The organism is Lactococcus sp. DD01, assembly GCF_001578715.1.
In the GTDB taxonomy this organism is placed as follows: domain Bacteria; phylum Bacillota; class Bacilli; order Lactobacillales; family Streptococcaceae; genus Lactococcus; species Lactococcus petauri.
Genome location: NZ_KQ968939.1, coordinates 909602 through 934672 on the forward strand (window position 1 = coordinate 909602; position 25071 = coordinate 934672).

Sequence of the window (25071 nt, forward strand, 5' to 3'; positions counted from 1 at the left end):
CTTACTCTGCTTCTTCATTTTTTTGTTTTTCAAACTCGATTCGACGGAAAATAGCTTTAACACGCATCACCAACTCCATCGGACTGAAAGGCTTAGTGAAGTAATCATCACTGCCCAAATCCAATCCTGTCGCATAGTCTAAGTCACTGTCTCGAGCTGTCAACATAATAATGGGTACGATACTTTGTGCACGTAAAGCTTTCAAGATTGTAAATCCGTTAGAGCCAGGCATCATCACATCTAAAATAACAAAATCACTTGGCTCTTCATTAAAACGCTCTAAGAGTTGATCACCAGTTGAGAAGTCCTCTACTTTAAAATCTTCTTTTTCCAAAAAAGCTTTGATTGCTAAGCGAATATTATCATCGTCATCCGCAATATATATTGTTTTACTCATTATATTTCCTCCTCATTAATCATGTCTACCAGTTCATGAATCAAATACATTCGATTATCTAATGCGTGAATCTGCTCAGCACATACTTGCAATTCATTACTTAAGTGATCTGGCATTTCACCGCCGTATTTGTAGCGAACCTTATGTTCCAATGTCGCCCAAAAATCCATTGCCGATGTGCGCAGTTGTATCTCGACACGACGAGCTTCATTATTAAAAAGCGGGCCAAGATTAACTTCTAGTATCATATGATAAGAACGATAACCACTCGGCTTTGGATGATTAAGATAATCTTTTTCACTGATCACATTGAAAGCTTCTTGATTTTTAATGATTTCTACGATTTCATAAATATTTTTGGCATAAGCACATATAATTCTTACACCGGCTATATCTGAAAGATTTTTTTCAGCTGCTTCTGCCGTTACAGGTAAGGCTTTTTTCTTCAACTTGCCTGCAATACTTTCTGGTGATTTAATTCTTTGCTTGATATGTTCTATCGGGTTAACAGGTTCATAAGCATTGTAATAAGCATTAAGATTAGAAAGCTCTGTCATGATGACTGCCAAAGCACATTCATATTTCACCAAATTTCGCTTGAGTTTCTCAAACTCTTCAACTTCAAAGCGGGTCGTTTTTATTTCTTTATTCATATTCATTTCCATTCTTGAAAGAGTTTTCACATATGTCTATTATACCAGAGGCTGCGAAATTTATCAGCTTTAGAAACTACTCTGTTTCCCTTCCCACTTACGGTTGCAAATAAAATGAAAGGAGCGTAGGCTCCTTTGAAGATAATTAAAATTATACAATTATAATCTTAAAATGCACTCAACTTAAATAGAGGACAAAAAAAGAGGAAATATCTCCCTCTTTTTTATATATTAAAATAAATGACTAAAGCTAAAATAGATAAAAGTGCTGTCACACACCAAAAGACAATATCAATCTTCCATTCACTCCATCCTTTTCCTTTACCAGAGAAGCCACCAAGTTCAAAATGATGGTGAATCGGCGTCATACGGAAAATACGTTTACCATGTGTTACTTTAAAGTACGAAACCTGCATCATAACAGAAACGGTTTCTAAGATATAGATAAAGCCAATCAAAAGGAGCGTCCATTCGACATGTAAAAGAATCGAAACGATGGCGATAAAACCTCCTAAACCAAGGCTGCCCACATCTCCCATAAAGATCTTTGCTGGTTTGTGGTTGAAGAAAAAGAAAGCAATCAAACCACCAATGACAGAAAGAATGATAAGTAGGACATCATATCGTCCTTGAGCAGCTGCAATTACAGCATATGCGCTGAGAGAGATAGCCACTGTGATACTGGCTAAGCCATCAATACCATCTGTAAGATTCACGGCATTTGACCAACCTACAAGCCAGAAGATAATGAAAACTGCAAAAAACCATCCTAAATCAATTTTCCAACCCAAGATATTAAGTACATTTGTACTATCCACCTGCATCAGGATAAGATAAGAAACAATACCTGTGGCTATTTGGGCTAAGAGTTTATGACTGGCTTTAAGCCCGCCATGATTTTTTTGGCTAAAGATTTTCATGAAGTCATCTAAGAAACCAATCAGAGAGTACATCGCTAATACCCACCATGCTGTGATGAACATAGGAGTAAATTGTGCAAAAATCAGAGCAAATACTGCTGAAACTAGGAGGGCTGCAACTACAAATACAAGACCTCCCATGGTTGGTGTGCCTGACTTACTTGCATGTTGTTTTACTTCTTCAAGAGTGGGTTGTCCCCCAAATTTTTTCTTATGAAAAAACATAATAAAGCGTGGTATTCCAATTGCGGTCAAAACCAACGCGACTAGAGCTGCTAAAAATGCAGTGATTAACATAGTGCCTCCGACTGTTACTTAGAAACTTTGTTTCCTTTATTTATAGAGCTTACTCAGCTCAAAATTGAAAGAGGCGAAAATTTTCGCCTAATTCATTGTGACTGTGATTGTTTGATTGTCTTTAAGTTTGGTTCCCATTCCCACACTTTGTGTGTTCACATGGTCGCCAGAACCTTGATATTCAATTTTCAGATTGTACCATTTTGCGAGTTGCTCAACTTGTTCTTTAGACCATTTAAACATATCTGGCATGATATGATCGCCATCAGTAAGAAGCATGACAGGTGTATTTGCCCCAACTTCTTGCCCTTTAGCTACAGATTGTTTGGTTACTTTTGTACCTTGACCAATCACAATCGGTGCTAAAAGATTACGACGTAGACTATCTGAAACGTTACCTGGAGATTTCCCTGTGTAATCTTCGAGAGTAACTTTTCCAGCCTTCAGACCTGAAGTATCTTGTGGAGCTGCTTCTTGGTTTTTTATTTGCTCTGCGCGCGTAATCAAAGAATTAGCAACATCTGAGATATAAGTCAATGACCAAGTGCTTGATGGAATTTTGATATTCATATAGAAAATGAAATCTGGATTCTCTGGTGGATACATGGCAACTGCAGAATAAATATTATCTTGCATTCCCTTCATATAGCCACCTGTATCCGATGCAATCTGTGCTGTACCTGTTTTGACAGCCATTGTATTGCCATTAACCATGAAGAGCGGGCCAGGTTCATGCCCTTGCGATTCTACTGTCAGATAAGAAGTTCCCCATGTTGGGTCAGTATTAACACCTACCATCAAATCTTTTGTTTTATTTATCGCATCTTCGGACACCGGACGTCCAACAACTTCTGCCTTACTTTGCAAATAGGTATTTTTATCTTTGTCTACAATTTTATTCACAACATGAGGTTCAAGCATTTCTCCTTTATTTGCAAAGCTTGTCCAACCACGTAGAAGTTGAATTTGTGTTGTACTGATACCTTGCCCAAATGAAGATTGGATTTGAGATACTGGGTTATCGTCAGGAAGAGCACCAAACTGTTCTCCACCCATCCCAATACGGGTTGGAACACCGAATTTAAAGCGGCGCAAGTAGCTGTCCCAGAGGTCGCTACCCATATTTTGAACAATCCGTGTCATTCCAGCATTACTAGACATCATGAACCCTTGAGCAAAAGTAACTGTTGATGGAAGTTTAAAAGTTCCATCTTCGCTTTCATTGGCATCCCAGTCATTAATAACGACATCATAGAGATTGACACGACGGAAGTAAGAGGCATTCAGATCCACCTTATTACTGTCCAAAGCTGAAGCCATCAAGAAAGTTTTCATAACAGAACCAGGTTCAAATTGTGACTGGTAAAGCATGCTGTTCTCTGTGAAATGTGGCTGTTCCCGCGCTGCTTTATCATTAAAGTTATTGGCGGTAATTGTTGGACGCTGTGTTGTAGCCAAGATATCACCCGTGTGTGCATCCATCAGTGTGGCAGAAAGTTGCTGACCACCTGACTTTTCTACAGCTGTATCCATCAGTGATTCAAGATTACCTTGCAAACGGGCATCTAAGGTTGTATAAAGATCTTGACCATTTTTTACCTGCTTGCTTACTGTTGTTGTTCCTGGTAAGGGACGACCATAACGGTCTTTCTCATAAGTTTCCTCACCATTTGTACCGCTGAGAACATCATTAAACGAGGCTTCTAAGCCGTTGATTCCAACCAAACCAGAGGCAGAATCCCCAGGCGTTTTCAAAGAAGCTATACCTACAAATTGTGAAGCGTAATTTGGTTCTGGATAAGAACGTGTCAAGTTAGGTGTGAAACCAATACCTACTAATCCAGCATTCTCTGCATCTTTTTTTATCTTTTCCATTTTAGCGAGAGGAATCTTTGTTCCTGCCGAACCAAATTGGACTTGAGCTTTTCCAGAATTGAGTTGTTGCTCAATCAACTCCTTGTCAATTCCCAATTCTTTATTAAGAAATTCTGTAACTTTCGGAAAGTCAGCCTCATCAACATAAAGCTTATTATTGTTATTGTCGACTTGTGTCTTATCGAGCACAGCATAAATCGTGTAATCACTTGCATCAACTGCAAGTGGCACACCATTTCGGTCAAAAATTGTGCCTCGCTTAGCATAAACAGTCGTTGTGTTTAAATAGTTCGTCTTAGCCATTTCGGAGATGTTTACACCACCGATTTGATTCACTGTAATAATCCAGACAAAGCGAAATATAAAAATCGCAAACAGAGCAATAGCTACTACAAATAGACTTTTACCTACATGTTTACGATTTTGTTCAGGTCTTTGATGACTTTTTTTCGCTTTTTTCGAAATACGTCTGAAAGGGAGAGTAATTATTCGAAAAATATTTTTCATTTTGTCGCTTTCAATACATTATCAGAATTGTAGGAGATACCATACTTATCCGTAACTTTTTGTAATTTGTCTTGGGATGTTAACTCCTGAATTTTCTGGTCATACTCAGAATTTTTTTGCTCTTTAACAGTAATTTGACTGTTATAGTGCAAGGTACTACTTTCAATTTCTTGCGTTTTTGTTTGAATGAAGAGTTGAGTAACCGCAAGCATCAAGGCTACGACTACCATAGAAAGATAAAATACTTTTTCAACCCCAGAAAATCTTTTGAACTTTTTGGCCAAAACTTCTGGTGCTAATGAGTCTTTTGAAATCGCATAGCTGTCCTTTTTGGCTGCTGTTTCAATGTCAAAATATTCTTTAGGTTGCGCTGCCATATTTTTCTCTCCTCTCTCCTTTTTCATCAGTTTTAATCTTTTTGTTTTTCAGCCACACGAAGCTTAGCACTGTGCGCTCTATTGTTAAAAGCAAGTTCTTCTTCACTCGCAAGAACGGGCTTACGATTGACTAACTTGAGTTTTGCTTCCATATCTTTCGGAATCATAGGAAGTCCTTTCGGCACATCAACTGTGCTGTATTCTTTAAAAATTGTTTTCGTTAAACGATCCTCTAAAGAATGGAAAGTAATCACACTTATTCGTCCAGAAACGTTAAGCAGATCAATCGCTTCTTCTATTGATTCTTCAGCTGCTCCTAGTTCGTCATTTACTTCGATTCGGATTGCTTGAAAAATACGCTTGGCAGGATGGCCTTTTTTCTTGAGCTCTTTTTGAGGAAGTGCTGACTTGATGATATCCGCTAGCTCTGTCGTCATTTCAATAGGTTGAAGCTTACGTGCTTGTTCAATCTTTCGAGCAATTTGCTTTGAAAACTTCTCTTCACCATAGCGGTAAAAGATGCGTACTAAATCCTCATAAGGATAGTCATTTACAACTTCATATGCAGAAAGTGCTTGAGATTGATCCATTCTCATATCTAATCGTGCTTCCTTCTTATAAGAAAAACCACGTTGGCTGTCATCAAACTGTGGGCTTGAGACACCTAAATCATAAAGAATACCATCAATTTTTGTAACTCCTAAGTCTGCAAGACTTGAACGTAAGTAGCGGAAGTTACTCTTTATCAATGTCACCTTGTTTTCTGCCAAAGCAGCTTTAAGACGAACCTTTGCATTTTCGTGGGCAGTATCATCTTGGTCAAATGCGTAGAGATGACCTGTTGTCAACTTACTCAAAAGATATTCACTGTGACCTGCACCACCAAGAGTTGCATCCACATAGATGCCATCAGGTTTCACCTCAAGCATATCAACAGTTTCGTGTAGCATTACAGTATCATGCTTGAATTCCATGTTTACAAGTTTACAGGCGAAAAACGCCATCCTTCCCTAATAGCTAATATTCATTATAACATTTTTCTCCAAAATGTATAGTGGTTTACAATATATTGTAAACTTTTTTTCTCTTGTTCTTAATGTTTGGTCTTTCGACGCATATACATCGCGTTGGCCATTTTATAAAGAAGTTTACTTACAGGGAGGTCAAACTCGCCTACATATTCCTCAATACGTGGATTGAAGTGCTTTTTAAACTTCAATAATCCATCTTTTTCGGAAAGGGAATTTTCAAGGCCACCCATATTCAAGGTATTTGCTCCATTTTCAAATGCATGTTGAATCGTTTCAAACCATACTAGATAAGAAGGATAGTATTTTTGGAATGCTGTATCTGTCCCAGCATAAAGGGTTTCAGCAGCGCCAAAAGCATTGATAGATAAAGTTCCTGCTACCGGAATAATCTCTCCTTTTTCTGCGATAAACTGCTTAATGTCCGCAACGTTTTTCTCAGCAATAGCAAGTTCTTCAGTTAAAGTTTTTAAGCGTTTTTCATTTTTGGCTTTTGCTTGATTATCTTTAATCTTTTCAACATTTGCTTCCATATCTTTTTTTACCTTAGCCATATTAAATTTTACTAAAGTAATAAAAGCATCCGAGCCATAAGTGTCTAAAAGTTTTGTATAATAATCAGCATTACGAAGACTTACGTTTTTACGTGCTTCTGTCTTCTTCATCAATTCAGCAAAAACAGGAACTAACTCCTTTCCACCAAAAGTAACTTCTGGATAAGAATTGCGTGCTTTACGAATAAATTGACGTGTTTTTTTATCTAAATTTTCTTCTGAAAAATCTTCTTTATAAATGACAGCATTGTAGCGAGGCTGAATCGTATCATGCATTTCTGTAGTACGTCCAGTATACTCAACACCTGCACTTGTTAAATTCGTCAGAAGATCATATGCATCGTCAAATTTGTAAGCCGGATCAAACTTGATAAAAAGTGCTTTTTGACTTTTACCAAATTTTTTCAATTCTAACAGAACAAACTTTAATAAAGCTTTATCTGTATAATCCATCAAAATTCCGCGTGGGATATAAAGCATTGTGAATCCTAATGGAAGGGGGCGAATCAAGACCAAGCTACTTGCAACCAGCTTATCATCTTGATAAAATCCAATGATTTCCGATTTCCAACTGCTTTTGATGGTCGCCCATTTTGAGGTTTGTAAAAGGTTTGGCATACCAGAGGCAGCAACAAACTTGTCATGTAGTTGAGGATCGAGTCCAATTTTTACTGTGTACATATCTCTATTCTATCAAAAATTATTAAAAAAAACAGGCTCAGTTTGAACCTGTTTGACCAACTGGGGTAGCTGGATTCGAACCAACGCATGAGGGAGTCAAAGTCCCTTGCCTTACCGCTTGGCTATACCCCACTGTCTATCTTTCGACAACAGTAAATATTTTATCAAAATCATGAGAGGATTTCAAGGATTAACTCTAACCTCTGAGATATAAAATAAAATTAGGCGCCTAAATTATAGTCTTTGATTGCTTCTTCCATGGCATCTGCAAAATTTCGGGTAACCGCCAGTTCTTTACCAGAAGCCACCACAACAAAACTACCATTTTCTTCATTAATATCAGCGATGATTTTTTTACCTGATTTGACTTGAACACCTGTTTTTGTGTCAATAACTTCAATTTCTGTATCTTTTTTCTTCGACATCATCAGTCTCCTTTATCCTTCATATCTAGAGATTTCCATCTCAACTTTTCAATGATACCATTTTGCCGAGTTTTTGTCACGCTGTTTTCGTTCATGTGAGTCTTCCATTTTAATTGCACTGTACCTTATTGTCAAACATAACCAATAATTTGAAACAAAAAAAGGAATACCCCAAGAGGCATTCTTTTTATTTTCTTATGAAAGTTCCGCTACAATTGCCTTCAATTGAGCTTTTGTTTGAACACCGACAACTTGTTTCACCATTTGACCGTCTTTAAAGAAGATCAAAGTTGGAATGCTCATAACGCCAAAAGCTTGAGGTGTTTCAGGATTTTCATCAACGTCTAACTTACAAATTTTAAGTTCAGACTCGTCAAGTTCTTCTCCTAATTGTTCAAGAATTGGAGCTTGCATACGACATGGGCCACACCAAGTTGCCCAAAAATCTACTAGTACCAGTCCTTCTTTGATTTCTTCTTTAAATGTAGCATCAGTAATGTTATATTCCATTTTTCGTTCCTCGTTCTTTATTATGAGTACATTCTAGCGAATTTTTATCTACTTTACAAATATTATGATTGTTTTTATATTTTGAGTCATTTCAAGGTTGCAATTGTTGCACCACTTCCGCCAGCGTTCACAGGAGCATACTCATAACTCTTAATATGCCGATGTTTTTGCAGCTTCTTCTGTACCATTTCACGAATTACACCAGTTCCGATACCATGAACAATGGTAATTTGTAATAAGTTAGCAAGCAAGGCCTGATCAATATAGTTATCCAATTCTAGCTCTGCTTCCTCATATCTCATACCACGTAAATCAAGCTGTGCTTTCACTTTATTGCTTACTTTTCGGGTTACGGCTTTCGTTTTTGCAGGTTGGTTCTTAGCAAGCTCTTCCTCTGTTAGCTCAAATTCATCTTCTTGCAGTTTGGTCATTATTGATCCCATTTGCACCTGCCAACGTCCATCTTTTTCAAGACGAATAAGTTTTCCACGTTGCCCATATGCTGTAACCACCACTTCAGCTCCTTGCTTCAACCCACGTTGTGCCTTAGCTTTCTTCAAAACTTTGTTTTTACTGTAATCAACAGATGGAACTAGGTTTTCAAGCTCGCTACGGGCTGCAATGATTTCGTGAGGTTTAAGCTGCGCTTTATCATTCAATGTTTTGAGAATTTCTTGAGCTTCTTGACTCGCCTTTTTCACAACTTCTTGGGCTTCTTGTTTTGCCTTCTCTAGCTCATGCTCACGCTCTCGATTAATCTGATCATAAACCTTGGTTAAATCTTTATGAAGATTTATATTTTCTCGTTCTAACTTCTTAATATTGGCTGCTGCTTCTGTTACTTCACGCGTTTTTTCCTCTAAGCTTGCGATCATATGATTGACATCGTGTTCCTCATCAGAAACCATGTTACTAGCCTCCTGAATGATTTGGTCTGACAAACCTAAACGTCGTGAAATTTCTAAAGCATTTGAGCGACCTGGTACACCCAGCTGCAGACGAAAAACAGGGCGCATTTTATCGATATCAAACTCCATGCTCGCATTAAGAACTTCAGGTGTTTCAACACCATATGCTTTAAGTTCTGGATAGTGCGTACTCGCCATTGTCTTCACGTGTTTACCACGTAAATATTCTAAAATTGCAATGGCCAAAGCGGCACCTTCTTTGGGATCCGTCCCTGCGCCAAGTTCGTCAAAGAGCACCAATGCGTTATGATCTGCCTTGTCTAGAATAGCGACAATATTGGTCATGTGACTAGAGAAAGTCGAGAGATTTTGCTCAATTGACTGTTCATCCCCGATATCCGCAAAAATATCCTGGAAGACATGTGCACGACTGCCTGTACTGGTAAGAATAGGCAAACCAGATTGCGCCATAATAGTAAGCAGACCTACAGTTTTTAGGGTAATTGTTTTACCCCCAGTATTTGGTCCCGTAATTACAATTGTGTTTAAACTACTGTCAAATTTGATGTCATTGGCCACAACTACATTTGGATCAATCAAAGGATGACGTGCCTCATAAAAACAGATGTCTTTGTTTTGGGTTAACTCAGGAATACTGGCCTTATGCTTCAATAAGTAGTTGTACTTGGCTTTAATCAAGTCGAGATGACCTTGTAACCATGCATTTTGCCGAATATCCAAGCTGTAGGGTTTAAGTTCTTCACTGACTGCTCGAAAAATTCGAAGCATTTCATTTTTTTCTTCAATTTTCTTTTGGTTTAAATTATTGTTAAGCGAAACGGCAGCATTGGGTTCAATATAGAGTGTTTGTCCTGAGGCAGACATATCATGCACTACACCTGCTATTTTATTTTTACTGTCTGCACGTACAGGCAACACTTGGCGATCATTACGAACCGTGATTAAATTTTCAGTGAGAGAACCTGCATTTTTAGACAAAAGTTCCTGCATCACTTTTTTAATGTCTGACTGATAACGTTTAATGGCTGAACGAATGTGCATCAGTTCAGCAGATGCATTGTCGTAAAGTGCCCCAGAGTTATCAAAAATTTCAAGTGTTTTATGCACAGGAGAAAGATCAGAAAATTTTTGGATGAGTTCCTCAAGTGTTGGTATTTCAACATTCTCTGCTTCGTCAAAATAACGCAAAATATTAAGGCCTTGTTGGACAACTTTTTTTATTTCGACAAATTCTCGCCCACTCAATTGAGCATCTAATTCTAAGCGGCGCAAAATTTCACTGATATCGGCCGTTTTTGAAAGATGAAGCTGCCCATTTTCTTGAGCTAACTTTTCAAATTCTGCCAATTCATCAAACAAGTTTTGAATTTTAGTGGCATCAGAGAGGGGTTCTAGTTCTTCCAACTCTTTTTTGCCTTGAGCGGTTGTTAAAAAGGCCAAGAATTGCTCTTTGACCTTGTCAAATTCTAAAATTTGGATAATTTTTTTATTCATAAATTCTAAATATTACCAATTATATTTTCAATAAATATATTTTTCAGCATCCCCGAAGAAATCGGAGTGTGGCTAACCATCAAGCGAACCAAAGCGGAAGCATTCAAATGGTTTTGAACAGTGGGCATGGGTACAAGCGCAAGTAAAGTAACAGCCATTTGTAGGCCGAAATAAGTTGCTCCGAGTGCAAGAACACCTGCGATAATTTTTCCAGTTTTTCCGAAGGGTTGCAAACGTGTAATGTGGACAAAAAGTCCGAGTAGACGTATCACCGCATAAGAAATAACGAAAATAATCATAAAAGCAAGACCAGCATAGAAGGCGTCATCGATTTGGAAAAGCAAGTTATTATCAAAAAACAGTAATCGTGAATCTGCTGTTGCACTGGAGAAAGGTACCCACATCGTTAATTTTGAAGCAAGTTCCTTATAATTTAAGAAGGCAATAATGGCAGATATAATGATCCCCAAGCTATATAAAGCCTGTAAGACTAGACCTCTTGAATAGCCAACCAGAAAGGCCCATATAAGTAATATTAAGATAAGTAAGTTAATAAGCATAATGTTTTCCTAAATTTCTGTAAATCATTCGTTTACTACCCATTATACCTTATTTTCTCCTCATTTACCAAACAGGCTTGAAGAATGTCCTTTTTGTAAGCTATGGCTAAATTCAAGCTTTTGAGTCATATCATTGATTGCCAGTACAGCTTCTCCAAAACCAACTGACATTAAGGGGGCTTTTCCATCGTAATCACTGGCATCTCCCGCTACATAAAGCCCTGAAATATTGGTCTCTTGTTGGCGGTTAGCCGTTATTCTTCCTCTACGGCTTAGTTCGAGTTCTTCATTTAAATCAACATGGTTTGTCATCATTCCATAGTTTACGAGTATTTTATCTACTGCTAAATGATTGAGCTCATCGGATTTTACACGGTGCAACTTAAGACCTTCAGGTGATAGCTCCTGCGGAAGATAAGGTGTATGTATTTCAACGGTTGATTGTTCCAGCTCTGCCACTGTTAAAGCATGGGCTCGGAAAGAAGGTCGACGATGAATAAGGTGAACTTTTCTGGCAACTTTTTCCAACATCAGTGCCCAATCCAGTGCACTGTCGCCTCCGCCAAGAACCGCAACTTCTTTTTCACGATATTCTTCTAAGTTTTGAATAAAGTAATTCAATTTCCCTAATGCATGAAGTTCTTCTTCTTGCTCGAGATTAAGCTTACGCGGACTGAGCAAGCCAGAGCCTGTTGTTAACAATACTGCTTTCGAATGATGTGTACTTTTACTTGTTTGCAGTACAAAATGCTTATTTTCCTCTTCTTGGCTAATATTTTCAACTTTTTCATCTAAATATAGTTCATGTGGCACGCGAGCAAGTTGTGCCAAAAGGTTGGCCGTTAGATCTGCTCCTGAAATCTCAGGCAAACCTGCTATATCATATATCATTTTATCTGGATAAAGTGTTTGAGGTTGACCGCCAGCTTCTTCTAGAGCTTCGATTATCTTGACCGTCATTCCCCGCATCCCAGCATAAAACCCGGCATAAAGTCCAACAGGACCAGCACCGATAATTGTTAAATCGTATAAAGTTTCCATGCCTTCATTATAGCAAATTTGTCAAAAGTTTTTTACATTTTAAATTCCATCCATCTTTAACTTAAAAAGCTGACGAAACGATTTCGTCAGCTTTTTAAGTTAAACACGCCCTAATATTTTTTTCATACCTTGAATAAGTTTATATTTTACAGGGTTTGGATAGTAGGAGAATTCTCCTACTTTTTGTGTGATATAGCCCCCAAAATTTTGCTTAAATTTCAAAACACCATCACTGCCATCAAAGTTTCCTGAGATACCATAAAAATTATAGGTTTTCATCTGACGCTCAATTGCATGAAGCATGGCTGTATGCTGCATAAGGAAAGGGCCACCTAACTTGCCATAAGCGCCGTCAGATCCGCCATAAAGGTAAAGAAATTCTTGATTGACTTCAATAAAGACACCAGCTGCAATTGCCACTCCATCTTTATAAGTAATCAAAAATTCGATTTTATTGCCAAAAGCCTTATAAAGTTCTTGATAATAGGCCAAATCTTTGGTTGCAAAATGACGCTTTTCACCTGTGTTACCAATCAAACGTTCCACTTCAAAGAGTTCTTCATAAGTAGCTATTTTAACTGTTACTTCATTTTTTATCGCTTTTTTAACGTTACGTTTTGCGTTAGAGTTGTAACTCTTGAGAAGTTCTTCTTCACTGTGTATTTCAGAAAGATCTTTGATGTATTGCCATTCGGCAACGGCATCCTGCTCTTCATAACCCACATGTCGCCCATTGTAAGTTAAGCCAAGCTTTTTCATTTCTGAAATGAAAGACTCATTAGCTTCTTGAAGTTCTTGACCTTTGCTGTCATAAACCATATAGTCGACAGCTGGACGTATCTTCACTTCTAGAGCTTGCTGATTTTTCGCATATTTTTTTAATTCTTGAATAAAACAGTTATAGACCATCTGATCAAAATTGCCAATAGGGCCAAAGTTAATTTCCAACTTTGCACCGCCTGAAACATAAACAGAAGTCATAAGTGCTGCCATTTTAATCTGGTCATTGACTTTTACAGCGAGGAAAATCGGTTTATAACCACGTTTTTCTAACATTTCTGCCATTTGTGGGGTTTGTAAAAATGACTCCGTTTTTTCAGCTGCAAAAGCTGTAAATTGTTCTTGTGAGATTTCTAAGAATTCCATTATTTTCTACCTAAAAGTGTCTTAACCATACTTAAAACTTTGTGTTTAACTGGTTTTGGATAATAATTGAAATAACCAACTTTACGTACAACATACCCTGCAAAGTTCTGTTTAAAGTGCAGAACGCCATCTGTACCGTCAAAAGTTCCAGCTACTCCAAAGAAATTATAACTTTTCACGCCTTTATCAAGGGTTTTCTTCATTACATAATGCTGAATAGCAAACGGCGCATATAGCTTTTTAAAAGCTTCATATGATCCACTAAACAGATAGATAGTTTCACTTGCACCATAGATAAAGAGTGATCCCGCTAAGATAATATCCTCGCGCCCATGTTGAGCAATAAATTCACGCGCTTCTGCTAAACGAACTTTTTGAGTTTCTAGCTGGCTTTCTAACTCTTTGCGTTTACCTTCTTTTTTCGTTTTTTCAATCTGTCCAGTAAGTTTATCCATTTGAGCTAAAATTGCCGCTTCATAGTCTGCGAAATTAATCTCAGCCACTAAAAACTCTGCCTTGTCGCCAAAAGTTTTATAAAGACTTTGGTAGTAAGGCAAATCATGATCATCATAACCACGGCGTTCCGACGTTTCTGAAGTAATCTTTTTGAACTTATCCAGTTCTTCATAAGCTAAAGGACGCACTCGAATCCCAAACTGTTGGGTTTTCTTAACAGAGTATTGTCCATCTTTCGTATAAGATTTTAAAAGTTTTTTATCATCTGCGATATCAGAAAGATCTTTCACATAGTGCCATGTAGACTCGCCACGTTTGTTGTAACCAACTTCTAAGCCCGTATGTTCGTAATTTAACTCCTGCATTGATTGAATAAACTGCTTGTTTTCGGCAGTCAACGCATTACCTGTACTATCAAACTCTTGATAATTTGTATTAGGAATAACTAAAAGTTCCATGCCACCATGGTCTTTAACAAACTGACGTAATTCTTTGTAGAAAAACTTTTCTACGTCTTCTTGGTACTCTTGGTAAATTGGGCCATACTGGATTTCGTAGTGTTTTCCTCCAGTCATATTTTTTGCGCCCAAAAGAGCAGCCATTTCAATTTTATCTGATTGGACAGCTAATAAAGTTACTTCCCAGCCGTTTGCCATCATCAGCTCTGCCATTTCAGGAGTCTGTAAAAAACTCCCTTGGCTTACATTTTCATTGAATTGAGCGAATTCTTCAGCTGAAATTTCTCTTAATTTATAATTCAAAACATATCCTTATTTCTTTAGTGATTTTATTTATTATAGCAAAAAAGACTGAATATTTCAGCCTTTCCTTCTAAATAGAAGTGTTTTTTCCTTTTGTAAAAGTTGATCTTTGTCTTGAAGTAAAACAAAGAGGAGAGTAATAATGAAGACAAAATCAGCAAGGAAGAGAAGATAATTGAGCAATAAAAAATCATGAATTCCAAAGCTAACAGCATCTACAGCGTGGCTTATATTGCTCAATAAGAACAAAGACAAAGCTACAAAAAAGATTAATCCAATCCCATAATTGGATAAGCCAGCATCGCGTAAGCGACGTGTAAACAATGCAAGTGTGGGTAACAAGAAGCCGACTGCGATAAGAAAGAGTAAGGCAAGCATCATCCAGGTCGCAATAAATGCACCTCCGAAGAGGATGTTTTCAAAGAAATGAATCCCCACAAACATTACTCCTAGCACTGCAAATACCAGAGCAAATATCAGTTGAACAAACCAAAAACTTAGGCGACTTGTTCTTCCTCTGAAGGAAACATAACCGAGAAAATAGTTTTTGATCGCTTGCAAAAAGTTCTCTTGACCATTTTCTTCTATCCGTGCTGGCCCATAAGTCGGTTCTGAAAATTCTGGTAAGTCCGCTGCAGCTTGAGCAGCAGGCAGAGCATTCAAAATAAGAATACCGAAGAAACCACCAAAAGGAGCTAGAATTACAAAAATCAATTCCCAAGGAAGACTAACATCGCGTAAGCGACGTACGGCTATAGCTAAGAAAGGGCAGAAAGCCACTAGACCATAACATATCCATAAAGCAATGAAAAAATATGAAAATACAGACCACAAATCTGGTAAAACCTCACTTGATAAAAGATGGAACAAAGTGGCAAAGGCAAGTAGGACAACTGTCACTAAAATATGGCCTAACATTGCGAGCCAATAGTCTTTTCGACTGGTTCTTTCTTTAAAAGAAATATAGCCTAACCAAAATTTTTGATAGGATTGTTTGAACTCTTTCAAATTAAACATAATCTCCTCATTTCATTAATAATCGTTTTGCTTGCGCGAGAGCTTCTACTGTTATATCATCTCCAGCTAACATTTTTGCTACTTCTTCAACTCGCTCTTCCAATTTCAATTTTCTTACTGTTGAAGTAGTGACATCATCTGTCGACGCCTTTTCAATATAAAATTGTGTATCAGCAATAGCCACCACCTGTGGTAAATGTGAGATAGCTAAAACTTGCCCTGCTTGAGCGATTTTATAAATTTTTTGAGCAATAGCTTGGGCTACTCGCCCAGATACACCTGTATCAACCTCATCGAACACAATTGATGTTTTATTTTCTCGTCTTGAAAAACTTGATTTAATAGCAAGCATCAAGCGTGAAAGTTCGCCTCCTGAAGCCGTTTTGGCCAAGGGTTTGAACCCCTCACCTGGATTAGTTTGAATATAAAACTCTACTTGTTCATTACCCTTGCTTGAGAATTTCCCACTCTCAAACTGTACAGAAAAATCAGCTTTTTCCATATACAAATCAGCAAGTTCCTTTTTAATATCTGTCTCTAATTCTTTCGCGATTGCATGACGTGCTGTGTTAAGATGTTCACTTGCAATTAGTAATTCTGCTTGCGCTTCTTTCAGTGCTTCTTCAAGGCTCTCACTATTTTCAGTTCCACCCATCAAATCTGAGAGTTCAAGTTGGATTTTTTCCAAGGTTTTCAATACGTCAGAAAGTTCTGGACCATATTTTTTACGTAAGGTATTCAAAGTGAGAATTCTCTCTTCGATTTGCAAAAGTTCTGTGGGATTAAACTCTATACCTTCAATTGCTGTTGATAACTTGGTTGAAACTTCCTCAAGCAAGTAATAAGCATCCATCGTTTTATCAGACAAATCTTGGTAATCTTGATCAAATTCTGCAACATTTTCGAGTTCTGCCATGGCTGTACGTATTCCGCTCAGACTTGAAAAATCACCCTCTTCATCGTCTAAAGCCAAATAGGCTGTATTTAAAGCATCTGCTATATTTTTAGCGTTGTTCAGCTTATCACGGCGGATCTGCAATTGCTCATCTTCTTTTAGATCAATTTCAGCTGCTTCAATTTCTTCAACTTGAAACTGCAAGATTTCGATACGTTGGGCAAATTCTTGTTCGTTCTTTTGACGTGTTTCAAGTGCTTGACGAATTTTTTTATAATGCTCAAACTTAACTTGGTATTCTGCCTTAATTTGTTCAAAATTTTCATCACCAAACTCATCAAGAAGTCGAAGATGATGTTTAGCATTCATCAATTCTTGATTGTCATGTTGCCCGTGAATATCAACCAAAAGCTCGCCGATTTCACGTAAGGTAGTCAGATTTACCATTTGCCCATTCACCCGACAAACAGAGCGCCCATTAGCAAAAATATCACGACGTAAAATAAGCTCAGTACTTCTTTCAAGGCCCAAGTTTTCTAACTTTTGATCCAACTCTGCATTTTTCCCTGCAAAAAATAGACCTTCAATTTCGGCCTTATCTTTACCTGTACGGACAAAATCACTGGAACTCCGTCCACCGAGTAAAAGTCCCATAGCATCAATAATGATTGACTTACCAGCTCCTGTCTCCCCAGTCAAAATGGTCATCCCACTTTCAAAAGAAAGATGAATCTCTTCGATAATCGCAAAGTTCTTGATAGAAATTTCTTGTAGCATACTTCTTCCTTTTATAAACTTAATTCGTCATAAACGGTATTTGCTTGCCGTCTTGTTTCACAAATAATCAAAATACTATCATCGTCCGTCATAATAGAAAAAATCTTCTTATTATAACGATTGATGAGGCTTTTTTTAATCACACTGGTCGTCCCTGGTTTAGCAGTGATTGAAATCATATTATCATGCATCTTCAATTCTAAGATGGCCTCATTGGCTAACTCATTATGCAGCAGGTCCTTTTGTTCTTCATCATGTTGTTGAGGCAATGCGTAACGATAACCCCCACGACTTCCAGGAATTTTAATTAGGGCAAGTGACTTAATGTCACGAGAGACTGTGGCTTGTGTCACATCAATATCATTAGCCAAAAGCTCTTGGACAAGCTCATCTTGTGTTTGTACTTCTTTAGTTGTGATGAGTCTTGAAATAAAATCAAGGCGTTCTTCTCTTCTCATACTAATGTTTCCTTTTCTGTTTGGAGTACAGCTTCAATATCAACAAGAGGCGCCACTGTAGCTGTCTCTTCTTTTTTTAAGTGTACTAGAAATTCAACATTTCCTGCGCCACCTTTAATTGGTGAAAAGGTGAGATTTTTGACTGAAAATCCAGTACTCAAAGCTTTTTGAATCACTTTGTCTATCGTTTGTTTGTGAATCTTCGGGTCTTTAATAATGCCATTTTTCCCCACTTGCTCACGACCAGCTTCAAACTGTGGCTTGATCAAGGCAGCCACATCACCATCTTGAGCTAAAATATCAAACAAAGGCGGTAAAATCAAGTCAAGTGAGATAAAGCTCACATCAATCGAAGTAAACTCAGGTTGTCCTTGCGTAAAATCATCTAAGATAGCCTTGCGGAAGTTAAACTGTTCCATAACCACCACACGCTCGTCTTTACGAAGTTTCCATGCCAGTTGGTTGGTTCCGACATCGAGAGCATAGACACGTTTGGCGCCATTTTGTAGCATAACATCTGTAAAACCACCAGTTGAAGCTCCAATATCCAAGCAAGTTTTATTTTCCACAGATAGTCCAAACTCTAAAAGAGCTTTTTCTAATTTCAAGCCACCGCGACTCACATATTTAAGTTTTTCACCTTTGAGTCTTAGTTCTGTTGCTCCTTCTATCTTTTGTCCTGGTTTGTCAAAGCGTTCCCCTGACTTGGCATCTACTACTAAGCCAGCCATAACTCCCCGTTTTGCTTGTTCTCGCGTTTCGAACAAGCCTTGATTTGCTGCTAAAACATCTACTCTTTCTTTCATTTTATTTCTAAACTTTCTATAATTTCGACAATTTCAGCACTTGAAGTTATTTGTGCCAAATCACTTTTCACAGCCGTTAATAATTCTTCTAAAGCTTCTTGAGCTCCTTTTAATCCGAGCAAGGCCACATAGGTTGACTTTTCTTCTGCTTGGTCCTTTCCAGGCGTTTTTCCTATTTCTTCAAATGTTCCTGTAACATCAATAATATCGTCACGTATTTGGAAAGCTAAGCCTAGATTTTGACCAATTTCTCTTAGTTTTGCGATTACCTCTTCGGACTGTTCAGCGATAATTCCAGCAGCAACAAAAGGAAAGGTTAACATTCTCCCCGTTTTTAAATGATGGATTTCCTTTACCTGCTCTAAAGATAAGTTTTTGCCTTCTCCCTCCATATCTAAAATCTGTCCAGCAACCATACCCAAAGAACCACTTGCAAAAGAAAGTTCTTTTACTAAGGAAACAACTGTTGCAGCCGGTAAAGAAAGGGTAGCTAAAAGATAGTAGGGGTCTAAAAAGAGAGCATCTCCAGCCAATATCGCTGTTGCTTCATCAAACTTTTTATGGTTGGTGAGCTGGCCTCGGCGATAGTCGTCATTATCCATTGCGGGCAAATCATCATGAATCAAGCTGCCCGCATGAATCATCTCAACAGTCGCTGCCACTTGATAATGCGCCGTTTCAAGTGTAACTCCAAGTGATTCTAACATCTTAAGGAACAAAAGCGGACGAATTCTTTTGCCGCCTGCAGCAAGTGAGTAAGTCACAGCATCCGCAAGATGTTGAGGAATATCAGCTTTTTTATAAAATTTTATCAGCTCTTGGTTGAGCCTATTCATATCGGTAATCATTAGTTATATTATCCCATTTCACAGAAATAATGTCCAATAGAAAATAGAGTACCTCACTCTTACATAATTTCTCAATACGAAAAAAACGTTCTTTAAAATAAGGAACGTTTACGTGCACTTCAGAATTATAGACCGAGTTTGCCTTTTAAGCCATCTACGAGCCCTTGAGCTTGTTCTTTCATATTTTCTGGAGCATATTTATCCACTTGCTCATCAATAACTTCTTCTGCTTTTTGCTTCATATCCTCTGGCACGTTTGAAGCCAAATCTTTTGCTTTATCTACAAGGTTATTTAAATCCATAATTTCTCCTTTTTTATAGTGTTATTATAACACAAGTGCTGACATACAAATCAATGATTCGTACTGAAGCGAGTTTTATTCAAACATGACCAAAATTCCGTGCCACAAGTCTTTATTGACAATCATTTTGTCCAGAACACCATGTTTTCAGGACATTTTTCGTTAATACTTCAATGTTTTTTAGCGTTACTTCTTTTTCCATTGCTTTTGCTAAAGGAAGCACCTTTCTCTGAATGCTATAACTTGCCAATAAGACCTGATTCATCTCTCCTAGATCCTCCGATAAACTGCCACAAAAAGCGATTGTAGGGACATGATATTTCGCTCCCAGCTTTGCCATTCCAAACGGAACTTTGCCCTTGGCTGTTTGGAAATCCATCTGCCCTTCGCCTGTAATAATCAAATCCGCCGTTTTGATTGCTTCTTCAATCTTTAAAAGCTCAGCTATTTTATTAAATCCAGGCTCAAGTGTCCCCCCTAGTAGGATAAGAGCACCACCTAAACCGCCTGCTGCACCTGTCCCTGGAATCTTTTGTAAATCAATCTTTCTCTCTTTTTTTATCTTTTGGACAAAAGCTTGCGCAGCTCTATCCTGTTGTTCCAGAATTTCTGCTGTACCACCTTTTTGCTTTCCAAAAACTTTGGCATATCCTTCAGCGCCAGCATAAACATTAGTAACATCTGCTAAGCCTGTAATTTTTATCTCCGAAAAATCTTCAGCTTCTAAAGCTTCCAAAAGGCCCAACCCACCATCAGAGGTGCCACTCCCTCCCAGGCTTAGAATAATCTCAGTCGCTCCTCTTTTTTTAGCATCAAGAAATAAAGTGCCAAGTCCGAAAGTTGTGGCTTCTTGGATTGTCTTTTCATTTGGTTTTATTTTATCGATACCGACCACCTTAGCTGCCTCAATTACAGCCAGACGCTCATCGATTAGTAAATAGGAGGCTTGCATGGGACGTTGCATTAAATTAACCGTTTTAACATTAATAAGTTTTCCCTCTAAACCAGATTGAAGAGCGGACACACTCCCTTCGCCCCCATCAGCAATTTCAAACGTCGCAACCTTGATTTTGGGAAATGTAGATAAAATCGCAGTTTTTACTGCCTGATTCAACTCAGCACTCGTGGCTGATCCCTTGAAAGAATCTATCGCTACTACTACTTTCATATTTTTTCCTCACTTTTACTTGTTAGTGTTATTATAGCACCAAACCTTTGTGTAAAAAATTAATTCAGGAAGCCATAACAAAAAAAGATTGCCTAAGCAATCTTTTTATTCTCCTAAAAATTCACTCTCAGATCCGTCTTTTCCGACGATTTTTACTAGTGTTTTTTCGGCTTCATTTAATGTTGTTTTGAGTTTTTCAGAAAGGAGCATTCCTTTTTGAAATTCAGAGATGGCATCTTCTAAAGCCACATCTCCGCTTTCTAGTTTTTTTACGATTGTTTCGAGTTCTGCTAAATTTTCTTCAAATTTTGCTTCTTTTTTTGTTGCCATATGTATCCTTTACTTTATTTCTGCATGAACGATGCCATCATTCAAATCGATATTCACTGTCTCACCAGCTCGAACATCGTGAACACTCTTTATAATTTTACCATCATTCGCAGTTACCACTGAAAAACCACGCGCCTTAATTTTACTAATATCCATCAACAGAAGGGCTTGTACCAAGCTATCGACTTGATTTTTCTTTTGCTCATAAATTTTAGCAAAAGCAGGCACGAGTTTTCCAGAAGCCATTTCATAGCGGTGTTTCTCACGACTCAGCTTAGTTTCAGTTAAATTTTGTAAACGACTCGTGAGGTGATCGATTTTCTGAATATGTCCATCATAGAGACGCTCTGGCTGACGAAAAACAACCGAATTTGATAATTTTTCCACCCGTTCTCTTTGGACCTTGATGAGGTGTGTTACACGATTTCTCATACGAAGTTCTTGGTCATTTGACCAAGCAAGCAAATCTAGTTTTGTATTAGGAGTTGCAAGTTCAGCAGCAGCTGTTGGTGTAGCTGCTCTGCGATCTGCAACAAAATCCGCCAAGGTCGTATCCGTCTCGTGACCAACCGAAGAAATAACGGGAATACGAGACTCAAAGATAGCACGAACGACAATCTCTTCGTTAAAGCACCAAAGGTCTTCGATCGATCCTCCTCCACGTCCGACGATAAGAATATCGATATCAGATCGATTATTCACTGCTTCAATATTTGCGGCGATTTCTTCCGCAGCGCCAGCTCCTTGAACTTTTGTCGGATAGAGTAATATCTGACTCATCGGAAAGCGCCGATTTACGGTAGTAATAATGTCTCGAATAACAGCTCCAGAAGGACTTGTAATTACTGCAATTTTTTTGGAAAAAAGCGGCAAATCTTGCTTCCATTGTGGATTAAATAATCCCTCCGCTGTTAGCTTTTTCTTCAACTGTTCAAACTTAACTGCCAAAGCGCCGATACCATCAGGTACAATATTTTCAATATTAATAGAATAAGAACCTGATGGAGCATAAAGACTGATACGCCCTGTTACAAGCACCTTCATTCCATCTTCAAGTTTAAAATCAAGCTTTTTAAATTGACCTGCCCACATCGTTGCTTGTATGACAGACTTTTCGTCTTTAATTGCAAAATATTGATGATTAGGTCGTTGGCGAAAGTTAGAAATTTCTCCGGTCAAATAAACGCGTTCCAAATATGGATCGCGATCAAACTTTGCTTTTAAGTATTTTGTTAGAGTTGATACGGTTAAATACTCTGTCATGCCTTAATCTTTCTAAATCCACTGCTTATCTACATGTACTGACTTGTAAATAAATCTGGACGAAATTTTCTTTTTTATTTTACGGAGGCTTCTGCTGCACGTACAGTCTGTTCCATCAACATAGTGATTGTCATCGGACCCACGCCTCCAGGAACTGGCGTGATTAGTCCAGCAATTTCTTTCACCTGTTCAAAGTCAACATCTCCATGAAGTTTTCCATTCTCATCACGGTTCATACCGACATCAATAACTGTTGCCCCTTCTTTTACATCTTCTGCTTTGATAAAACGGTCTTGGCCAATGGCTACGACTAAAATATCTGCAGAACGTGTAAGTTCAGAAAGATTTTCTGTACGTGAATGTGCAATGGTAACAGTAGCATTAGCCATCATCATCAGTTGTGCCATCGGTTTTCCAACGATATTAGAGCGTCCCACAACAACAGCTTTTTTTCCTGCAAGTTCAACATTATAGGCACGGAACATTTCCATGATTCCTGCTGGTGTTGAAGGAATCATTAATGGCGCTCCGCTCCACAATTTACCCATGTTTATTGGATGAAAGCCATCTACATCTTTTTCAGGAGAAATCGCGAGTAAGACTTTTTCTTCTGATATATGTGAAGGCAGCGGCAACTGCACAAGAATTCCGTGCCAAGAGCGATCCTCGTTAAAGCTTTCAATAAGCTCTAACAGCTCCGCTTCAGACGTTGTTTCAGGAAGACGAATCACTTCTGACTTAAATCCAAGCTTTGCAGCTACACGCTCTTTATTTCGAACATAAACTTGACTGGCTGGATTTTCTCCAATCAAAATGACAGCGAGTCCTGGCTGAATGCCTTGTTCTTTCAGTTTGATAACTCTATTTTTGAGTTCTTCTTGCATCTTTTCAGCAAGGGCTTTTCCATCAATTATTTTCATACTATTTATTATATCAGACTCCATAAATATGTGCCAATAGGTGTTTCGTGATTCGAAAAAATTTTTCGGGAACGTTCGTTTTCAGCTAAAGTACCAGAATCTGGCTATTATTTTTTGATAATTTTGATATTAGGATGATTTTTGATAATCCTTTTTAAGTTATAATACTTAAACTTGGTCGGTTTATTGCTAAGCCATTCCAATATTTTTTGACGATTAGTTGAGGGTTTATCAGCAACAAAAATATGCTTGAACCTCAACTCTTTCAAGTTAGGTTTTTGATTGTCCGAAGAATCAACAAGCGGCATGAAATCCTTTTTAGCTGATAGTGTAAAGCTAAATGTGGAAACAACATCGGCTAGAAAAATAAGCACTAGTATAAATACAAGTGTATCGCCTGTTACTGTTAGTAATCCCCTCAAAAAATCTTGGATGACTGGATTAATAAGCTTGATCAATACCAAACCACCTATACCCCAAAATAAAGAAATAGGAAGAGCTACCCTTCCTTGAAAATTCAAGGGAAGATTTGAATAATCCCATAACTTCATGTTAAATAACTTTTCCAATATCCAGCTGCCAATATATTCAATAAGCGTAACAATTAAGACGATAAATAAATAGAGCAGAAAAAGATGATTGGAATTTTGAATATCTCTTGTTAAAAGAAGAATCGTAGCGATACTGCAACCATAGACTGGGCAATACGGACCCAAGAGTACACCGCAGAAAACAAAACGTTTATATTTAACTAAACAATAGACTGTCTCCCAAAGCCAGCCAATAACCGAATAGATTATAAAGGTCATAAAAAGATTCATTTTCATCCTCCATTACATAAACTTTTCAAAATAATAATCAAATTGTCAGCTAAACCTCTGATTTAGTGATAGAATAAAAGTATAAATCAACCCGGAGTCCATAGTGTATTTACCATGGACTCCTTTTTTGTTTAAATTTATCTGTTTTTATTATAGCAGTTTTATTATTTGAGTTAAATCTCTCCTCTAACTTTTATCTTACTTATCCCTTTCATGATGGCTGAGAAAAATCAGCTTCGTTGCTTATCTCTTTGCTGTTCATTTCATATCTCACAAGTCTAGAACTTGACCTCAGGTAGCAAATGTGAAATAATGTTAATATAATAAAGAAGGACTAAAGTATCACTCGCCGGAGCGATGCTTATCAGAGTCATGCCAACTAACCTTAGGCCTTGTGGTTAGTTGACATGACTCTTTTTGTTTATCACTTGCTAGCTCTTTTCTGGTCCTTTAACGCTAGCTCAATAATCTTTTCGAAAGAGGTGTAATATGTCGTGGATTTTTTTATTTCTAGCAGGAATCTTTGAAGTTGTTTGGGCTTCAACAATGAAATTAAGTCAAGGTTTTTCTATCATCAAGTATGATATTTTAACGATTATCGGAATGCTAGTTAGTTTTGGATTTTTAACCTTAGCTATGAAGAAACTTCCTTTAGGAATTGCTTATCCCATCTGGACAGGAATTGGAGCTGTTGGGGCTATCTTAGTGGGTGCCCTTATCTTTAAGGACAAGGTCCCTTCACTGACTTGGGTCTTTGTTCTGATGCTTGTTGTTGGACTAATCGGGATAAAAGTTACAAGTGGTCATTGATTTGTCTCGCTTTTCTAGAGGAAAACAAAAAACCTAGCTTTAAAG

26 protein-coding genes and 1 tRNA gene are annotated in these 25071 nt (G+C 37.8%); 1 reads left to right on the forward strand and 26 read right to left on the reverse strand.

Going from position 1 to position 25071, the window contains the following annotated elements:
• Position 1 precedes the first annotated feature (1 nt).
• From LACDD01_RS04420 to LACDD01_RS04540, 26 genes are all read right to left on the reverse strand, one after another.
• Positions 2-397, reverse strand: coding sequence for a response regulator transcription factor (locus tag LACDD01_RS04420; protein ID WP_019293741.1), 396 nt, complete (start codon positions 395-397; stop codon positions 2-4).
• Positions 397-1050 carry a GTP pyrophosphokinase gene (locus tag LACDD01_RS04425; protein ID WP_017369023.1) on the reverse strand — a complete coding sequence of 218 codons (654 nt, stop codon included), beginning with the start codon at positions 1048-1050 and terminating at the stop codon, positions 397-399. Before LACDD01_RS04425 ends, LACDD01_RS04420 begins: the two co-directional genes overlap by 1 nt.
• Before the next feature lie 224 nt (positions 1051-1274).
• Positions 1275-2267, reverse strand: coding sequence for a phospho-N-acetylmuramoyl-pentapeptide-transferase (gene mraY / locus LACDD01_RS04430; RefSeq protein WP_061413379.1), 993 nt, complete (start codon positions 2265-2267; stop codon positions 1275-1277).
• Between the two features lie 87 nt (positions 2268-2354).
• Entirely contained in the window at positions 2355-4649 is a 2295-nt protein-coding gene (locus LACDD01_RS04435) for a penicillin-binding transpeptidase domain-containing protein (RefSeq protein ID WP_019292014.1), read from the reverse strand.
• On the reverse strand, positions 4646-5026 hold the full coding sequence (locus LACDD01_RS04440) for a cell division protein FtsL (protein ID WP_019292013.1): 381 nt from the start codon (positions 5024-5026) through the stop codon (positions 4646-4648). Before LACDD01_RS04440 ends, LACDD01_RS04435 begins: the two co-directional genes overlap by 4 nt.
• Positions 5027-5058: 32 nt before the next feature.
• Positions 5059-6000 (reverse strand): 16S rRNA (cytosine(1402)-N(4))-methyltransferase RsmH, encoded by a 942-nt coding sequence (gene rsmH, locus LACDD01_RS04445; RefSeq protein WP_004258590.1) that lies wholly within the window; start codon positions 5998-6000, stop codon positions 5059-5061.
• A 119-nt stretch (positions 6001-6119) separates the two neighbouring features.
• Complete coding sequence (locus LACDD01_RS04450; RefSeq protein ID WP_061413381.1) at positions 6120-7289, reverse strand: peptidoglycan bridge formation glycyltransferase FemA/FemB family protein; 1170 nt, start codon at positions 7287-7289, stop codon at positions 6120-6122.
• Between the two features lie 60 nt (positions 7290-7349).
• A tRNA-Gln gene (locus LACDD01_RS04455) sits at positions 7350-7421 on the reverse strand.
• Positions 7422-7510: 89 nt separating this feature from the next.
• Positions 7511-7714, reverse strand: coding sequence for a DUF2969 domain-containing protein (locus tag LACDD01_RS04460; RefSeq protein WP_061413383.1), 204 nt, complete (start codon positions 7712-7714; stop codon positions 7511-7513).
• Positions 7715-7909: 195 nt separating this feature from the next.
• Positions 7910-8224 carry a thioredoxin gene (gene trxA / locus LACDD01_RS04465; protein WP_004258600.1) on the reverse strand — a complete coding sequence of 105 codons (315 nt, stop codon included), beginning with the start codon at positions 8222-8224 and terminating at the stop codon, positions 7910-7912.
• An 86-nt stretch (positions 8225-8310) separates the two neighbouring features.
• Positions 8311-10647, reverse strand: a complete 2337-nt coding sequence (locus LACDD01_RS04470; RefSeq protein WP_061413385.1) for an endonuclease MutS2 — start codon at positions 10645-10647, stop codon at positions 8311-8313.
• Positions 10648-10652: 5 nt separating this feature from the next.
• Complete coding sequence (locus tag LACDD01_RS04475; protein ID WP_019293745.1) at positions 10653-11207, reverse strand: CvpA family protein; 555 nt, start codon at positions 11205-11207, stop codon at positions 10653-10655.
• A gap of 60 nt (positions 11208-11267) precedes the next feature.
• Complete coding sequence (locus tag LACDD01_RS04480; protein ID WP_061413387.1) at positions 11268-12248, reverse strand: NAD(P)/FAD-dependent oxidoreductase; 981 nt, start codon at positions 12246-12248, stop codon at positions 11268-11270.
• 99 nt (positions 12249-12347) lie between these two features.
• Positions 12348-13394 carry a peptidoglycan bridge formation glycyltransferase FemA/FemB family protein gene (locus LACDD01_RS04485; protein ID WP_061413389.1) on the reverse strand — a complete coding sequence of 349 codons (1047 nt, stop codon included), beginning with the start codon at positions 13392-13394 and terminating at the stop codon, positions 12348-12350.
• Positions 13394-14611: an aminoacyltransferase gene (locus LACDD01_RS04490; protein ID WP_017369012.1), complete on the reverse strand. Its 1218-nt coding sequence runs from the start codon at positions 14609-14611 to the stop codon at positions 13394-13396. The genes LACDD01_RS04485 and LACDD01_RS04490 overlap by 1 nt, the downstream gene beginning before the upstream one ends.
• A gap of 57 nt (positions 14612-14668) precedes the next feature.
• Complete coding sequence (locus LACDD01_RS04495; protein WP_061413391.1) at positions 14669-15628, reverse strand: DUF805 domain-containing protein; 960 nt, start codon at positions 15626-15628, stop codon at positions 14669-14671.
• A 7-nt stretch (positions 15629-15635) separates the two neighbouring features.
• Positions 15636-17300, reverse strand: a complete 1665-nt coding sequence (gene recN / locus LACDD01_RS04500; RefSeq protein ID WP_061413393.1) for a DNA repair protein RecN — start codon at positions 17298-17300, stop codon at positions 15636-15638.
• 11 nt (positions 17301-17311) lie between these two features.
• Positions 17312-17758, reverse strand: coding sequence for an arginine repressor (locus tag LACDD01_RS04505; RefSeq protein WP_019293749.1), 447 nt, complete (start codon positions 17756-17758; stop codon positions 17312-17314).
• Positions 17755-18564 carry a TlyA family RNA methyltransferase gene (locus tag LACDD01_RS04510; protein ID WP_061413395.1) on the reverse strand — a complete coding sequence of 270 codons (810 nt, stop codon included), beginning with the start codon at positions 18562-18564 and terminating at the stop codon, positions 17755-17757. The genes LACDD01_RS04505 and LACDD01_RS04510 overlap by 4 nt, the downstream gene beginning before the upstream one ends.
• Positions 18561-19412 carry a polyprenyl synthetase family protein gene (locus LACDD01_RS04515; protein WP_061413397.1) on the reverse strand — a complete coding sequence of 284 codons (852 nt, stop codon included), beginning with the start codon at positions 19410-19412 and terminating at the stop codon, positions 18561-18563. Before LACDD01_RS04515 ends, LACDD01_RS04510 begins: the two co-directional genes overlap by 4 nt.
• Positions 19413-19537: 125 nt before the next feature.
• The gene (locus tag LACDD01_RS12040; protein WP_197458031.1) at positions 19538-19714 is read right to left on the reverse strand and encodes a hypothetical protein; all 177 of its coding nucleotides are present in this window, start codon (positions 19712-19714) and stop codon (positions 19538-19540) included.
• Between the two features lie 112 nt (positions 19715-19826).
• On the reverse strand, positions 19827-20882 hold the full coding sequence (locus tag LACDD01_RS04520; RefSeq protein ID WP_061413399.1) for a glycerate kinase family protein: 1056 nt from the start codon (positions 20880-20882) through the stop codon (positions 19827-19829).
• A gap of 105 nt (positions 20883-20987) precedes the next feature.
• Positions 20988-21212, reverse strand: coding sequence for an exodeoxyribonuclease VII small subunit (locus LACDD01_RS04525; RefSeq protein WP_014024456.1), 225 nt, complete (start codon positions 21210-21212; stop codon positions 20988-20990).
• A 9-nt stretch (positions 21213-21221) separates the two neighbouring features.
• Positions 21222-22475, reverse strand: a complete 1254-nt coding sequence (xseA, locus tag LACDD01_RS04530) for an exodeoxyribonuclease VII large subunit (protein WP_061413401.1) — start codon at positions 22473-22475, stop codon at positions 21222-21224.
• A 74-nt stretch (positions 22476-22549) separates the two neighbouring features.
• Positions 22550-23395, reverse strand: coding sequence for a bifunctional methylenetetrahydrofolate dehydrogenase/methenyltetrahydrofolate cyclohydrolase (locus tag LACDD01_RS04535; RefSeq protein WP_061413403.1), 846 nt, complete (start codon positions 23393-23395; stop codon positions 22550-22552).
• Positions 23396-23502: 107 nt separating this feature from the next.
• The gene (locus LACDD01_RS04540) at positions 23503-24216 is read right to left on the reverse strand and encodes a putative ABC transporter permease (RefSeq protein WP_061413405.1); all 714 of its coding nucleotides are present in this window, start codon (positions 24214-24216) and stop codon (positions 23503-23505) included.
• 489 nt (positions 24217-24705) lie between these two features.
• On the opposite strand from LACDD01_RS04540, the gene LACDD01_RS04545 reads away from it, so the two are divergent.
• A complete protein-coding gene (locus LACDD01_RS04545) occupies positions 24706-25026 on the forward strand; it encodes a DMT family transporter (protein ID WP_019291995.1) in 321 nt (106 codons plus the stop codon).
• Positions 25027-25071 lie beyond the last annotated feature (45 nt).

What these genes read in the sequence shown, in the direction of transcription:
- LACDD01_RS04495 (WP_061413391.1), bottom strand. Translation starts at nt 15,628, where the DNA reads ATGTTTAATTTGAAAGAGTTCAAACAATCCTATCAAAAATTTTGGTTA.
- LACDD01_RS04420 (WP_019293741.1), bottom strand. Translation starts at nt 397, where the DNA reads ATGAGTAAAACAATATATATTGCGGATGACGATGATAATATTCGCTTA.
- LACDD01_RS04540 (WP_061413405.1), bottom strand. Translation starts at nt 24,216, where the DNA reads ATGAATCTTTTTATGACCTTTATAATCTATTCGGTTATTGGCTGGCTT.
- LACDD01_RS04450 (WP_061413381.1), bottom strand. Translation starts at nt 7,289, where the DNA reads ATGTACACAGTAAAAATTGGACTCGATCCTCAACTACATGACAAGTTT.
- xseA (WP_061413401.1), bottom strand. Translation starts at nt 22,475, where the DNA reads ATGACAGAGTATTTAACCGTATCAACTCTAACAAAATACTTAAAAGCA.
- mraY (WP_061413379.1), bottom strand. Translation starts at nt 2,267, where the DNA reads ATGTTAATCACTGCATTTTTAGCAGCTCTAGTCGCGTTGGTTTTGACC.
- LACDD01_RS04505 (WP_019293749.1), bottom strand. Translation starts at nt 17,758, where the DNA reads ATGAGAAGAGAAGAACGCCTTGATTTTATTTCAAGACTCATCACAACT.
- LACDD01_RS04485 (WP_061413389.1), bottom strand. Translation starts at nt 13,394, where the DNA reads ATGGAATTCTTAGAAATCTCACAAGAACAATTTACAGCTTTTGCAGCT.
- LACDD01_RS04525 (WP_014024456.1), bottom strand. Translation starts at nt 21,212, where the DNA reads ATGGCAACAAAAAAAGAAGCAAAATTTGAAGAAAATTTAGCAGAACTC.
- rsmH (WP_004258590.1), bottom strand. Translation starts at nt 6,000, where the DNA reads ATGGAATTCAAGCATGATACTGTAATGCTACACGAAACTGTTGATATG.
- trxA (WP_004258600.1), bottom strand. Translation starts at nt 8,224, where the DNA reads ATGGAATATAACATTACTGATGCTACATTTAAAGAAGAAATCAAAGAA.
- LACDD01_RS04440 (WP_019292013.1), bottom strand. Translation starts at nt 5,026, where the DNA reads ATGGCAGCGCAACCTAAAGAATATTTTGACATTGAAACAGCAGCCAAA.
- LACDD01_RS04470 (WP_061413385.1), bottom strand. Translation starts at nt 10,647, where the DNA reads ATGAATAAAAAAATTATCCAAATTTTAGAATTTGACAAGGTCAAAGAG.
- LACDD01_RS04435 (WP_019292014.1), bottom strand. Translation starts at nt 4,649, where the DNA reads ATGAAAAATATTTTTCGAATAATTACTCTCCCTTTCAGACGTATTTCG.
- recN (WP_061413393.1), bottom strand. Translation starts at nt 17,300, where the DNA reads ATGCTACAAGAAATTTCTATCAAGAACTTTGCGATTATCGAAGAGATT.
- LACDD01_RS12040 (WP_197458031.1), bottom strand. Translation starts at nt 19,714, where the DNA reads ATGGATTTAAATAACCTTGTAGATAAAGCAAAAGATTTGGCTTCAAAC.
- LACDD01_RS04510 (WP_061413395.1), bottom strand. Translation starts at nt 18,564, where the DNA reads ATGAAAGAAAGAGTAGATGTTTTAGCAGCAAATCAAGGCTTGTTCGAA.
- LACDD01_RS04480 (WP_061413387.1), bottom strand. Translation starts at nt 12,248, where the DNA reads ATGGAAACTTTATACGATTTAACAATTATCGGTGCTGGTCCTGTTGGA.
- LACDD01_RS04425 (WP_017369023.1), bottom strand. Translation starts at nt 1,050, where the DNA reads ATGAATAAAGAAATAAAAACGACCCGCTTTGAAGTTGAAGAGTTTGAG.
- LACDD01_RS04545 (WP_019291995.1), top strand. Translation starts at nt 24,706, where the DNA reads ATGTCGTGGATTTTTTTATTTCTAGCAGGAATCTTTGAAGTTGTTTGG.
- LACDD01_RS04475 (WP_019293745.1), bottom strand. Translation starts at nt 11,207, where the DNA reads ATGCTTATTAACTTACTTATCTTAATATTACTTATATGGGCCTTTCTG.
- LACDD01_RS04520 (WP_061413399.1), bottom strand. Translation starts at nt 20,882, where the DNA reads ATGAAAGTAGTAGTAGCGATAGATTCTTTCAAGGGATCAGCCACGAGT.
- LACDD01_RS04515 (WP_061413397.1), bottom strand. Translation starts at nt 19,412, where the DNA reads ATGATTACCGATATGAATAGGCTCAACCAAGAGCTGATAAAATTTTAT.
- LACDD01_RS04535 (WP_061413403.1), bottom strand. Translation starts at nt 23,395, where the DNA reads ATGAAAATAATTGATGGAAAAGCCCTTGCTGAAAAGATGCAAGAAGAA.
- LACDD01_RS04460 (WP_061413383.1), bottom strand. Translation starts at nt 7,714, where the DNA reads ATGTCGAAGAAAAAAGATACAGAAATTGAAGTTATTGACACAAAAACA.